This is a genomic window from Flavobacterium sp. TN-1, from assembly GCF_052828645.1.
The window spans coordinates 1,369,738-1,382,994 of the sequence record NZ_CM128253.1; the positions used below are offsets into that span (position 1 = coordinate 1,369,738).

Sequence of the window (13,257 nt, forward strand, 5' to 3'; positions counted from 1 at the left end):
TTCTTCTGTTATTGAAGTAAACAGGCAAAACGTTAAGTTATTACTTTATTAGCTGTACAGTTGTCACTATAACAATAAAGAAAATGAAATTCTAGCTACTATGTGATTGGCTCCATTATTAGAGATAATTACACATGGCTTTTTATGTAATAGTATTTCAATAATTGCAATATCTTTGACCTATTCGAGTTAATAGAATATGCTGCAAAATCAAATTCGCTTTCTTATCTGTATGTTATGCTTTCCTACCCTATTGAAAGCACAGGAAACGTTGTATCAGCATAAAAAAATACCCTTTACAAAAGATTTAATTCATATAGACAGTATCAGTATCAATCCTTCGCATTTTGCGTTATATGATAAAAACAAAATTAAAATTGATTCAACGTTGTATCAAGTTGATTTTGTGAAAGCAACAATAAAATTAGATTCTACCCTTAAAAAAAAAGATACTATTCATGTTTATTATTTGAAATACCCGAGTTTTCTTACAAAAAGTTATTCTTTCTATGATGTTAATAGATTAGTGTCTTCTACAAATTCTGGAAATATTTATAAAACAGAAAACCGTTTAGTAAACATATTCAAGCCTTTTGAAGGGCTAGAAACATCTGGGAGTATTACACGTGGGCTTAGTATAGGCAATAACCAAAATGCAGCAGTAAATTCTAATTTAGATTTGCAAGTAATAGGTAAGTTGTCAGATAAAGTAAGTATTAGGGCTTCCTTGCAAGACCATAATATTCCGTTGCAAAATGGAGGATATTCACAAAGATTAGACGAATTTGATCAAGTTTTTGTTGAATTATTTTCAGACCGATGGTCTGTCCGTGGAGGTGATTTGTTTTTAGAAAATCGAAAATCTCGTTTTTTAAATTTTAATAAAAAGGTACAAGGTGTTTTAGCGCGAGTTAATTTAGGAACATCTCCTGTTAGTACAGAAATAACGCTTTCTGGAGCAGTTGTACGAGGACAGTATGCAAAAAGTACTCTCATAGGACAGGAAGGAAATCAAGGACCTTATAAACTTCGTGGACCTAATGGAGAGTTATATGTCTTGGTTATTTCAGGATCTGAACGAGTATATGTAAACGGAAATTTATTGGAAAGAGGAGAAAATAACCAATATGTAATAGATTATAATGCGGGTGAATTGACTTTTACCTCTTTGTTTCCGGTTAATTCAGAGATGAGAATTGTGGTAGAATATCAGTTTTCTGAAAGAAGTTTTAACCGTTTTGTTACTTACGGTGGAACTATTCATCAAGAGGATAAATGGCATTTAGGTGGATTTGTTTATTCTGAAAATGATGTTAAAAATCAGCCTCTTCAACAAAGTTTATCTTCGGATCAAATTAAGATTTTATCAGAAGCAGGAGATAATACTGGATTATTGAACGCTCCTTCTGCCGTTATAGAGCCTTATACTGATAAGAAAATTTTGTATAAAAAGACAAGCATAGGAACTGCTGTTGTATATGTGTATTCTAATGATTCAAAAGAAGAGTTATATCAAGTTAAGTTTTCCTTAGTAGGTAAAAATAAAGGAGATTATATTGTAAAGTCAACAGTTGCTAATGGTCGAATTTATGAATATGTGCCAGCTCTTGCAGGTATAAAACAAGGCGAATATGAACCCATTATTAGATTAATAGCACCTTCTAAATTACAAATAGCAACCTTATTAGGAGGTTATAAACCCTCAGAAAAAACAATAGTAGATTTTGAATTAGCGATAAGTAATCATGATTTGAATTTGTTTTCTGATTTAGACGATGAAAATAATAAAGGGATGGCAGGAAAACTCAATATTCGTCAAAAAATAGCGTCTAAAAAAAATTGGGAACTCATTTCATTAAATGATTTACAATTTATTCAAAAAGAATATAAGCCTATAGAACGTTTATTTGCTGTTGAGTTTGATCGCGATTGGAATTTAAAAGAAACAATAGGTAACCAGCGACTCATATCATCAGCCTTACAGTTTGGTTGGTCAAAAAAAATAAGAGGAAAATATCAATTTGAAAATTTAACTTTTTCGGAGCGGTTTAAAGGAAATAAGCATCTTTTTTCAGTAATTCATGAGTCTACTAAATGGTTTGCTAAACAACAAGTAAGCCTGATGAATAGCGAAAGCAATGAGATGAAGTCTCAATTTTTTAGAAATCAGTTTCATTTGAAATATAAATTTTATAAAAATTGGGTGGGAGTTAACCAGCGATTGGAGGATAATCAAGAGAGGATAAAATCAACTTTTAAGCTAACTAATTTGAGTCAGCGTTTTACAGAATGGGGAATGTTTATAGGAAGAGGCGATTCAACGAAGGTTTATGGAGAAACAGGTCTATCTTATAGGTTAAATGACTCTTTGCAAGGAATTACCTTAAAACGAGTAAATAGATCTATTTCCTATTATCTAAATTCTAAACTAATTCAAAATAATCAAGCTGATTTATCGGTTTTTGTTAATTATCGCCAATTATTATTTGAAAGTAATAAGAAAAATGAATCATCTTTAAATTCTAGATTGCTTTATAATCAGCGTTTCTTCAAAGGTTTTTTTCAATACGGATTGAGTTATGAAACTCTTTCAGGAAGTATTCCACAACAAGAATTTAATTTTGTAGAAGTAGAAGCTACAAAGGGGATTTATGCTTGGAACGATTATAATAAAAATGGGATTCAAGAACTTCAAGAGTTTGAAATAGCACAATTTCCAGATCAAGCAAAATATATAAAGGTTTTTTTACCAAACCAAAATTTTGTAAAAACACATCAAAACAAGTTTTCACAATCAGTTACACTAAATCCTTTTCTTTGGATAGATAAAAAAGGGTATCGAAAAATTATATCTTATTTTTATAACCAAACGAGTTTTTTAATTGATAAAAAAATTAAAAAGGAAGGAGAACAATTTGATTTAAATCCTTTTATAAATTCAAAAGATCAGTTGTTGGGACTGACTTCCAGTATAAGAAATAGCTTGTTTTATAATAGAGGAAAGCAAAGCCATTCTGTTGTATACAATGTTATTATTAATGAATTAAAGAGTTTACTCGTAGCAGACGAATTAAAAAATACAAACACAAGTCATCAATTATCGTATACCCATTTATTAAATAAGTATTGGTTGATTACTCTTAACGGAAGTATATCTCAAAACAATGTATATTCGGTTAGCTATTTGAGTAAGAATTTTCAGCTTAGAGAAAATCAGTTAGAAGCAAGAGTAGGGTATTTATTTTCAAAAAATACCACTTTAGATCTGTTTTATGAATTTCAGAAAAAAAATAATAAAATAGGAGCATTCGAAAAGTTATCTCAAAATCGTTTAGGGATTTCCTTTAATGTAGTAACCTCAAAAGAATTTGTATTAAATGGAGAGTTTGCTTACATAAATAATCGTTTTGAAGGAAATGCTTTTTCACCAGTAAGTTTTCAGATGTTAGAAGGATTACAGGTTAATAATAACATGACTTGGCGTATGTTACTTCAAAAAAAACTTACAGAGTACTTGGATGTCAATTTTAATTATCAAGGAAGAAAAAGTGAAACTTCAGAAACTATACATACTGGTAATGTTCAATTGCGGGCTTTCTTTTAATATTTTTATATAGAGAATGAAAAAAAGGAGTGTTTTTTTAGAATCAAAGTTGTTGTAGTTTTCTGAAAAGTACACATACTAAAATCAATTTAAATAAGTGTTGTAATGTTTCTTTATCAAAAAAGAGGCTGTCCTAAAAGTAATAAATCAACATGCAGTTTGTCACTCCGACGTAGGGAGGAGTCTCATAATCAATATTATGTGATTTCTCCCTTTGGTCGAAATGAAAAGATTGCAAACTTTTAGGACAACCTTAGATTATAAATTATAATTTGCTTTCGGAACCTTATTGAAACTAATTAATGATTAATTTACTGTTATAAATTTTATCACTTGTTTCTATTCTATAAAAATAGATTCCTTTTTTAATAGAATCATTTAGATTGATTTTATTGTCATCAACTTGTTTTTTAAATACTAATTTTCCACTAGAGTCATACAGTGTAAATGTCAGTTCTGAATTAATTCCATCAATCACTAATTGTTCTCCTATAACTATTGGGTTAGGATAAACTGTTAGACTTCTCTGCAAATAAGTATTGTTAGTTTCTGTAGGTGCAGAATTTTGTATATACAATTGGTTGGATTGATTTATAGATGTTCCAGGGAAACTTATTGTTTTTCCATTTATGGCGGTGGCTATTCCGCTTTGTGTCCAACTTGATTGTAAGTGTTCATTGTTACTTCTTTTAAAAAGAGTGAAATTAGACAAATTAGCATTAGAAGCATCATAAGTAGGAATTAGATTTATAGATGAAAGTCCAGAAAATGATGTATTGGTTCCATAATTATCTAAAATCCAATATTCGTTTCCAACTGATCCCGTAGAAGGGGATTCATTGGGTAGAGTATTTAATTGAGATACAACAACTTTTCCATTAGGAACTGATCCTGTAAAGTTAAGAGCGGTGTTTACAGACTCAAAATTATAAAGACCAGTGGTGTTGATTGTTAATAATTGACTAGTACCAGTGGCTATTGGAGCAGTAGATGTAGGAAATGTTATAGAGGTAGAAATATTTAAATCGTTAGAATTAACTTTATTATAAACTAATCCATTATTTGTAATATTATTAAACTGATAATAAGCAATTAAGTTCGTATCTGTTATGTTTTGCTTAATTAAATGTCTACTTAAATAGATTTCATCATCAGTTAATGCTCTATTCCACAAGGTAAATTCTTCCATTTGTCCTTTAAAAGTTCTATCGTTTCTACCATAATCTTTTCCTAAGATTAATTTATTTAAAATGATAGCACTAAAATTACCTGCAAGGGACCAACTTTTATCGTTTAAAAATAATGTTATTTTAGTAGGTGTAATCCTAAAAGCTACAAAACTCCATTGATCAGCAGGAGCATACAATCCTGTAGCATAATTATAATATCCATCTTTAAAATGAAATCCTATTTCATTATTAGCACTTCTAAAGTTTAGTAATGTTTTTTGTTTGTCTCCAAAACAAGCAATTCCAGCCCAAGATACTTGCGTGCCATTTGGTTTTATCCAACCAGTAAAAGTTAAATCGGTTGTATTGCCGTAATTCATTTCATTAGAAGAAATAGATTCTGTGTTGGTAGTCATTTCTAAAACCTGTTTAGATGCACTTTCTATGTTACAAGAAGAAGGTAAAACTTCTATCATATTTTGTACTGTTTTCGTACTTGTACGTCCATCAGCATCAGTTATGGTAAGAGTAACATTATAAAGACCAGGTGTTGAATATGTTACTAGAGGGTTTCGGATAGAAGTGGAAGAAATACTACTTGCGCCTGGAAAGTTCCAATCCCATTTAGCAGCTGTATGATTTAAGACTGAATAATCATCAAATTGGATGGCTGTTCTACTGCAATCTACAGATTGTTTTGCTACCATAGGTTGTGCAACAGGTAAACTTTTTTCAAAAAGAGGTGATTTCCAAAAACCACGTCTAGAACTAATTCGTACTTCGCTATTTTTATAAAAAGGCTTGACACCTATTAGTCTTAAACCAAGTGGTAATCCTGTATTATATAATTCCCAATCAGACATGGTAGAATTTCTATAGTAGATTTTGTTTGTGCCTGCTACTGCGTAATATACGCCATCATTAGTGCCTAATTGAGGAGCTATGGTATAACAACCTAAATTTTGAATAGTAGAAGTGGTTAGGTTAATCCAAGTATTTCCTAAGTCTATTGATTTGAACGCTTTTCCAGTTCCACCACCAAATCCTATGAAAAGAGTGTTATTTTCATTGATGCCAAAATATAAACGAGCATCTGTATTAGGAAGATTTATTTGGATCCAATTTTTTCCACCGTCTAACGTTTTCCATAGTTTAGTTGTAGAACCTGATCTATTTACTACAAAAATAATGTTAGGGTCTAATCTAGATACTTCGACCATGTACACTTTATCAGTACTGCTTCCAAATTCTTTAAGTAGTGTAAAAGAGGCACCAGTATCTGTACTTTTCCATAATTTGTTATCTTTTGTTAGATATAAATGATTGTAATATCTAGGGTCATAGGTTATTTGACCTCTTACGTCAGGAAAAACAGATTCATTAGGAAACATACTCAATCCGTTCGTCCATTGTACAGGGGTTGAAAAATCTTTGGATATTTTATAAGCTGCAATGTCAGAATGATAAACTTTTAAATTATCTCCTAATGCAACATAACCTGTTGAAGATTCACCTCCTCCTAGCGAAATAAATTTCCCATCTCCATAATTAGCATGATATACGGCATTTCCGTTATGATAACGACCAGCAGTTACCACATCTTCATTCCATCCTTGTCCAAATCCCCAGTTATCTGAAGAAATGATTCCTTTGTTTAATCCTTTCAATATGTTTAGATTAGCGTCATATAAGTCTACTCCTCCATCTGTGGCTACAAACACATCATTTCCATTTATTAAAATATCTTGATGATCGGGATGACGATAGTAAGATGTACAGTTGTCGCAGGCATATCCTCCCCATCGAGTGTACGTTTTTCCTCCATTTTCACTTTTGAAAAGGTTAAGCATACCCATTAAAAACTTATTGGGGTCTGTATCAGATACATCTATTGCTAAATTATAGAAACCTTGATCATAAGAACCTCCATTGGTTCCAAAACTAGAAAAACACCAGTGGTCAGAGTTATAAGGACCTCCTGGGTTATTGTTAGGTACACCATCATTGTTTTGATCATAAGGTAAAGACCAGCTTTCTCCTGCGTTATCACTTCTGTATACACCTATAAAATTAACATCTGTTGCATAGTTTTCTACATTCCCTAACATAGCTACATATATTTTGTCTCCATCTGCGTTTGTAACTCCCATACGAGCCCCGCCGATACTACTTGTTGGTGTAGGAATAAACCAACCTTGGCTTTTGAGCGAAAAAGTGTTTCCTGCATCGGTAGATTTGTAGAATTCGGTTAATTTTAATGTATTGTTTGATTTTAATAAGAATAGGGTATTAGGGTCATTAGTCTTAAATTTTACATCCCAACAGGTTTCGGTAAAAACTTGTGACCAAGTTGTTCCTCCATTTGTTGATTTGTACAAACCTTTATTTCCCGCAGCAAAAATTAATTGGTTATTTTGTGGGTTAATAGCAAATTCGTAAATGTTTAAGCCATTAGTGTTTAGAACAGAAATCCAAGAATTACCTCCGTCAGTTGATCGGTATATTCTTGAGCTGGAAGCCACAAAGACATTGTTTTCATTAGTGGGATCAATTTCAACACACGATGTATCATCGTTAAAATAATCTCCACCTACTAAAAACCAATTCTCTCCTTTATCATTGCTTTTAAATGTGCCGCTTGTTTCTGTGACACAAAATAGAACATTAGGATTTGAAACAGATTGTGCAACAGAATATACATTTGCTTGATGTGATTCAGTTCTAGTTCCGCCATTATTATAGGTATTTATGGGACCTATAGGAGTCCAATTACTAGAATTTATGCTTTTTTTAGGAGTACTTATCCTTTCTTTACTATATTCACTTACATAGTCTTTCTTGATTATATCTCCTTTGTCATTTATCCAGTTGTTGGTATATACGTAGTTAATAAAAAATTTATAATTTTGAGTATGTATCGTCTTTATAAAGTCATGTTTTTGATAGTATAGATTGTACTCCTTTTCTATTTCGTATACGTTAGGAGTTTCTCCGTACATGAGATGTACCCATTTTGGATCATCTTTTTGTATAGGGATTAAGGATTTGAACAAATGTGGAAATTTAGGCTTGGGCTCATAAAAGTTGCCTTTTTGAGAATAGCTTAAATTCACCAAAATGAAAAATAAGATTAAATGTAATTTTTGTTTCATAGTTTTTGTGAATTTGGGTGTTTTTAAAATGTTTTTTTGTAAATAAAAAAATCTTAATGCAAAATTAAGAAAAAATTAAAGTTTTGTTAAAAAATAATTATTTATATTGCTTGTAAATATTAAATTAAGTGTTATGAAAAAAATAGTGATGTTATGCTTGATGTTTGTATTGTCAAACACATTCGCTCAGAAAACAGAGGTAAAAAGTAAAAAGTTGAACAAATCTAAAGTTATAACTGAAAAATTAGATAAAGTAAAAGCTGAAAAAGAAAGTAAAACCTCTGCAAAAGGAAATCTGAAATCTGTAGAAGGGAAAGCAAAGGTGGAAGCAAATAAGCTGGATACAAAAGTAAGAGATGAAGAGAATAAAACGAAGTCTAAGACCAAAAAGGTAAAAGATAAAATAGAAGAAACGATCTCAAAACCAGCTAAAAAAGAAAGAGAAATAACTGAAAAAGCAAATTCCAATGCAAAAGATAAAGTCATAGGAAAATACAAAGATCGTCAAGTATATCAAGGACCTAAAGGAGGTACCTATTATATTAATAAAAATGGGAATAAAACTTATATAGACAATGATCAAGTAAAATAAGAAATAAAAAGCGTCCTAAAAGAAGAAATCTTCTTGTTTTGATTTAGAGTATCCTTTTATAACGTTGAAAAGATCAACTAAAGAATGCTTTTTGCTTTTAGGATACTTTATTTGATAGATTATTTATAGAAATTTTTCGATAAATCAAATATATTTATTTTCTATGTTTAATTTTGCAATGTTTTAACTTGATGAATTCAGATTGTTGGGTATTGTGAGAATGAAAAAAATTGTGGTTTATTTAGGAATACTCTTTTTATTAATAGCTTGTAATCAAGAGGCTCAAAAGATAATTATACCTAAAAAAAGAATAACCTATTTAGATCCCAAAATTACTCAAGATGCAATTGTTTATCAAGTAAATATTAGAAACTACTCCGCAGAAGGAACCTTTGATGCCTTTACTAAAGATATTCCTAAGTTGAAAGCAATTGGGATTAAAATTATCTGGTTAATGCCTATACAAGAAATAGGTAGATTAAGAAGAAGAATTACTCATACCACTACTGTTGAGGAAATAAAAAATACTTTCACTAAAGAAATAACAAAAGGAAATCCCTATGCTATAAAAGAATATAAGAAAATACATCCCGATTATGGTTCAGATTTTGATTTAAAAAAACTAATTAAAACAGCCCATGCTAACGGAATGTATGTCGTTTTAGATTGGGTTGCTAATCATACAGCTTGGGATCACAGTTGGATTGTTACACATCCCGAATGGTATACGAAAAATAAAAAAGGAACTCCTATTGCTCCTTATAATTGGATAGATGTTGCCCAGCTAAATTATGCTTCTGTTGATTTGCATTTTGCTATGATAGATGAAATGAAATATTGGGTACAAAAATTTAATATAGATGGATTTCGTTGTCAAGTAGCATCCGAAGTACCGACTCTTTTTTGGGAACGAGCTGTAAAAGAATTGAAAAAAATAAAACCTATTTTAATGATTGCTGAGGCAGAAAAAGAAAGCTTGCTAGAAAACGCTTTCGATATAGAATATGGTTGGGAAGTACACCATATTTTAAATAGCATCGCACAGTCTAAAATGAATGTATTAGATCTTGATCGTTATCTAGAAAAAGAAGTAAAAAACTTCCCGAAAGATAAAATGCGATTACATTTTATCAGTAATTATGATGAAAATATATGGAACGATACTGAGTATCAAAGAATGGGACAAGCTGTAGAAGTAATGACAATAGTTACGTATATTCTTAATGGAGTTCCATTAATATATAACGGTCAAGAATACGATTCACATAAGCGTTTTCGTGCTTATCAAAAAGATACATTATTGCATCAAGAAGGAAAAATGATGCCCCTATACAAAAGACTAAAAGATTTAAAAAAAACAAACTCCTTTTTGCATACAGGAAAAAAACCAGCTTCTTACCATAGAATTACCACAAATGATGATCGTGTTTTTTGGATGTGTAAAAGAGAAAAAAATCGTCAAAAACTCTTTTTTATAGCTAATTTATCTAATAAAAAACAAAAATTAAAATGGCCCATTTCTGGACATTTTAAAGAATTTTTAAAAAAGAAATCAATAGATATTAAAAACAAATCAGAATGTGATTTTAAACCTTGGGAGTATAAAATCTTATTAAACCAATAAAATTCATGAATATTTAAATTATGTTTTTTCCTCAAAAACAATTATATAGAAACAAAGAAAATATAGGGGAAAAATAATTGATACCATCTAAACTTTGAAATTTCCTTATAATACTATTTTTTTAACCTTGAAACTGCTCAAAAAGTTTGCAATCTTGTCATTTCGATCAAAGGAAGAAATCACATAATGTTGATTATGATACTCCTCTTTACGTAGGAGTGGTAAACTGCATGTTGATTTAGACACTATCCTACAAAAGCAATAAAAATTAGTATTGATTCTTGATGCGCTTCGTGCTCGAACTGACGATGTTTTAATTATATACTCAACCGTTTTTTCGAGTAGTTTTAAAATGAAAAAACAGATCGAGAATTTTACTTTTTAATCCAGTATATCTTAAGTTTAAATGGAATGAGTTTTTATTGAAAATAAAAAGAATAGACTTGATATACTAAATCTCTCCATTTATTGTTTGTATACATTATAAATTAAGCAGTTTATATTTATTAAGAGTATGCACTAAGAAAAATGCTTTTAAGGTAATTCATCTTTTAAACAGAAGATAATTAATTTGTAAGAATTAATATATGATTATAAAATTCAGATTCATCCCTATACCATAAATTCTCTAGAAGATACTATTTTTGTAAAAAAAAAGCAAGAGTTGAGGTAGTTATTACCCACTACCCTGATAGATATGATAGTAAATTACGATATAATAGTAATAGGAGGTGGTGCCTCTGGTTTTTTTTCAGCAATCAACATAGCTGAAAACTTCCCCCAATTAAAAATAGCTATTTTAGAAAGAGGAAAAGAAGTATTGTCTAAAGTTCGTGTTTCAGGAGGAGGACGTTGTAATGTAACCCATGCTTGTTTTGTACCCAATGATCTAGTCAAGTATTATCCTCGTGGAGAAAAAGAGTTAAAAGGGCCCTTTAACCAGTTTTGTAGTGGTGATACTATTGAGTGGTTTGAAAAACATGGCGTGACGTTAAAGATAGAAGAAGATGGTAGAATGTTTCCCATAACAGATAGCTCACAAACTATAATAGATTGTTTTCTATCTGCTGCAAAAAAAAATAAAATAGATGTATTTACAGGACATAGCGTACAAGATATTTTTCAAGGAGAAGACTATTGGAAAATAACAACTAATCAACAAGTATTTAAAACAATCAAGATAATCATGACTACAGGAAGTAATCCCAAAATGTGGGATCTACTCCAAAATTTAGGACATACTATCATAAACCCAGTTCCTTCCTTGTTTACTTTTAATATAAAAGATGAACGTATTAAAGATTTAATGGGAGTTTCAGCTCGTGCTTCAGTACGAGTAAAAGAAACAAAACTTAAAGCATCAGGACCATTATTAATAACTCATTGGGGGTTAAGCGGTCCAGGAATACTGCGCCTATCAGCTTGGGGAGCAAGAGATTTATTTGATTTAAAATACCGTTTTATATTACAAGTCAATTGGTTAAATGATTTAGATTTTGATACAGTCATGGAAGACCTAAAAGAAATTAAAGAACAAAATTTAAAACGATTAATAAATAAATTCTGCCCTTTTGACTTTCCCAAAAGATTATGGGAAAGCTTGTTAAAGGCATCTCATATTCAACCTGATACTAAATGGGCTGATCTATCTAAAAAACAATTAATAGATTTAGTAAAACAACTTACCCAAGCAGAATTTTTGGTCAATGGTAAAAGCACTTTTAAAGAAGAATTTGTAACCGCAGGAGGAATTGATCTGAAAGAAGTTAATTTTAAAACTATGGAAAGCAAACGCTTTAAAAATCTTTATTTTGCTGGCGAAATTTTAAATATAGATGCCATAACAGGAGGATTTAATTTTCAAAATGCTTGGACAGGAGGATTTATTATTGCTAAAAATTTAGAATTTTAGTTTATAGATAAAACGTATCTTTGCTCCCAAAAAAAATAAAAATATGTTTTCTGAAAAGGATTTTCTTGTATCGGATTATACGATATCATTTACCGAAGGAGATTTTCAATGGAGTGCTCCAAGCAATATAGCATTAGTAAAGTATTGGGGTAAGCTAGGAAAGCAAATGCCAGCTAATCCATCTGTAAGTTTTACACTTAATAATTGTAAAACGATTACGAAACTTTCCTTTGTTAAAAAAGAAAATACCGAAAACGTTTCCTTCGATTTCTTTTTTGAAGGAAATTCTAAAGAAACATTTAAACCCAAGATTCAAAAGTTTTTTGAAAGAATTTTAGAATATTGCCCTTATTTAAAAGAATTTCATTTTACGATAGATACCACAAACACATTTCCTCATAGTTCAGGTATTGCCTCTTCTGCATCAGGAATGGCAGCATTAGCTATGAATATTATGAGCTTAGAAAAATTAATATATCCCTCTATAACAGATGAATACTTTTTTAAAAAAGCCTCTTTTTTAGCTAGATTAGGATCTGGAAGTGCTTGTAGAAGTATAAAAGGAAAAGTAGTTATTTGGGGTGAACACACAGATACAGAAAGAAGTTCAAATTTATACGGCATTGAATACAATACCTTACATAAAAACTTTAATAATTATCAAGATACCATACTGTTAGTTGATAAAGGAGAAAAACAAGTATCCAGTACAGTAGGACATGATTTAATGCACGGACATCCTTTTGCTGTCCAACGTTTTGCCCAAGCCCATCAAAATTTGACAGCAATTAAAGAAGCATTAGCTACTGGAAATATAGAAAAATTCATTGAAATTGTTGAAAGTGAAGCACTAACCCTACACGCTATGATGATGACTTCTATGCCTTATTTTATTTTAATGAAACCTAATACATTAGATATAATTAATAAAGTCTGGAGTTTTAGAGCTAATACCCATATTCCCGTTTGTTTCACACTCGACGCAGGAGCAAATGTGCATCTACTGTATCCTATACACGTAAAAGAACAAGTTTTAGAATTTATTAACAATGAATTGGTTAGATATTGTCAAAATGAACAATATATTTGCGATGAAATAGGTATAGGCAGTATATCAATTTAATTCGTACCTTTATAATCTATTTTACAAACAATAGTTTGAAAATATAATTTATAAAAAAATAAAAGATATTAATGTGTTGTT

The 13,257-nt window shown here is 30.4% G+C and carries 6 protein-coding genes; 5 read left to right on the forward strand and 1 reads right to left on the reverse strand.

The window, feature by feature from the left end; all coding sequences use genetic code 11:
- The first annotated feature begins 199 nt into the window (after nt 1-199).
- Nucleotides 200-3,604 carry a hypothetical protein gene (locus ACUXZJ_RS05855; RefSeq protein WP_060383403.1) on the forward strand — a complete coding sequence of 1,135 codons (3,405 nt, stop codon included), beginning with the start codon at nt 200-202 and terminating at the stop codon, nt 3,602-3,604.
- Nucleotides 3,605-3,899: 295 nt separating this feature from the next.
- Here ACUXZJ_RS05855 and ACUXZJ_RS05860 read toward each other — a convergent pair whose 3' ends face one another.
- Entirely contained in the window at nt 3,900-7,925 is a 4,026-nt protein-coding gene (locus tag ACUXZJ_RS05860) for a LamG-like jellyroll fold domain-containing protein (protein ID WP_063743627.1), read from the reverse strand.
- Nucleotides 7,926-8,058: 133 nt separating this feature from the next.
- Here ACUXZJ_RS05860 and ACUXZJ_RS05865 point away from each other — a divergent pair, with 133 nt between their 5' ends.
- From ACUXZJ_RS05865 to ACUXZJ_RS05880, 4 genes are all read left to right on the forward strand, one after another.
- On the forward strand, nt 8,059-8,517 hold the full coding sequence (locus ACUXZJ_RS05865) for a hypothetical protein (protein ID WP_063743628.1): 459 nt from the start codon (nt 8,059-8,061) through the stop codon (nt 8,515-8,517).
- A gap of 220 nt (nt 8,518-8,737) precedes the next feature.
- Nucleotides 8,738-10,141 (forward strand): alpha-amylase family glycosyl hydrolase, encoded by a 1,404-nt coding sequence (locus ACUXZJ_RS05870; RefSeq protein WP_063743629.1) that lies wholly within the window; start codon nt 8,738-8,740, stop codon nt 10,139-10,141.
- A gap of 697 nt (nt 10,142-10,838) precedes the next feature.
- A complete protein-coding gene (locus tag ACUXZJ_RS05875; RefSeq protein ID WP_063743630.1) occupies nt 10,839-12,053 on the forward strand; it encodes an NAD(P)/FAD-dependent oxidoreductase in 1,215 nt (404 codons plus the stop codon).
- Between the two features lie 43 nt (nt 12,054-12,096).
- Nucleotides 12,097-13,176: a diphosphomevalonate/mevalonate 3,5-bisphosphate decarboxylase family protein gene (locus tag ACUXZJ_RS05880; protein WP_063743631.1), complete on the forward strand. Its 1,080-nt coding sequence runs from the start codon at nt 12,097-12,099 to the stop codon at nt 13,174-13,176.
- The last annotated feature ends 81 nt before the right edge of the window (nt 13,177-13,257 follow it).